This is a genomic window from Ferdinandcohnia jepli (genome assembly GCF_047246645.1).
GTDB lineage: Bacteria > Bacillota > Bacilli > Bacillales > Bacillaceae_L > Ferdinandcohnia.
In genome coordinates, this window is sequence record NZ_JBFOKR010000053.1 from 1 (window position 1) to 1,382 (window position 1,382).

General features: G+C 36.0%; 1 protein-coding gene. It reads right to left on the reverse strand.

Annotation, left to right across the window (positions count from 1 at the left end):
• Positions 1-45: 45 nt before the first annotated feature.
• The gene (locus AB3M96_RS23625) at positions 46-1,263 is read right to left on the reverse strand and encodes an ISL3 family transposase (RefSeq protein WP_412970061.1); all 1,218 of its coding nucleotides are present in this window, start codon (positions 1,261-1,263) and stop codon (positions 46-48) included.
• Positions 1,264-1,382: the final 119 nt, after the last annotated feature.

A 1,382-nucleotide genomic window follows, 5' to 3' on the forward strand; every position in this document is an offset into this window, starting at 1 on the left:
GGTTCAACGTCAAATGTTGGGGTGAAGTGAATTTCGCTTCACCCTTTATCCAATATGCGTACCTAATCTTTTAAACTTATGAGTTAATAATATTTTTGCTCTAAAGCGTTTAAAGCTTCTAAAACCAAAAGCGTTCCTCTTCATTACTTTCGTTAAGTTATTGATACCCTCTAGGAAGCCGTTTGAATAGTTATAACTAAAACTATTTAGTATTTCAATCTGCCAATTCTTCAATGTTTGGATAGCCCTTGCGAATTCAGGGATTTTAGCCTCTACAACTTCATCATAAAAGTCATTTAAAGTGTTCTTCGTTTGTAGAATATCTCTATTTCCATTCTCCTTAGCTTTATAAAACCAGCTAGAAAACAATTCTTTTAGTTCATATGATTTTCTTAATTCAGGGGACATTTGTAAATACCTGTTTAGATACCACTGGTCCTCCTCCGTTAACCTATCTGATCTTTTGTGGAATACATATCTCATCTTTTTGCATTTCTTGCGGTCATAATCATTCCAACTTGACTGTACTCGTCTTCTAACACCATCTAAGGCCCAATAAATATAACGAACAAAGTGAAAGCGATCCGCCACAATAACCGGTTTTCCTAATGCTTGTTGAACAGCTGCTTTAAAGGACTGACTCATATCCATTACAACAACTTCCACATTCGCACCATATTTCCTTAGGTAATGTTTTATTGTATTTTTGTAACGATTTGGAAGGATATCTATTGGTTCTTTAGTAATACCATTTGCGACAATTAACTGATATTTTCCTTCCCTAGTATCCCCTTTGTACTCATCTATTGCGATAACCTTTGGTAATTCTTTTACTTCCTCATTTACAGTACTCTCCGCCAATTCGTCAAAGCGCCTAACAATTGTGGAAGCGGAAGTCCCAAACACCTCCGCTGTTTCTTTAAAGGTCTTTCCTTTGATACTTCGTATTTTAATAGCTTGGTTGAACTCAATAGATAGACGCTGGTATCGATCAATAAGTGGGTTCTTTTCTGCAAATTTCTTTCCGCAGTTACATGCATATCTGCGTCGCTTATAAAAAATCAGAGTATGTCTTTCAAATATCTTTAAGTGCTTGATTTTTTGTACCCGATAGTCATGAATTCTCTTAGTGGAATTGCCACATACAGGACAAGTATGAGGTTTGACAGGCATTTCTACATGAATGCAGAGTTTCTCCTCCACTTCCTCCATCTTCGAAACAGTCATATCTTTAAAACCAGGTAACTTTATGTTAGAATTCATTATGCACGCATCTCCAATCTATACTTGTTTCTCGACAACTCAAGTATAAAAGACTGGCTGATGTCGTGCATTTTTTATGCCTTTAATTGTGTAGGAACCCCAACAAATATTATAGAACC

Bases quoted from the DNA above. Each gene is read 5' to 3' on its own strand.
- AB3M96_RS23625 (WP_412970061.1), bottom strand. From the start codon at position 1,263: ATGAATTCTAACATAAAGTTACCTGGTTTTAAAGATATGACTGTTTCG.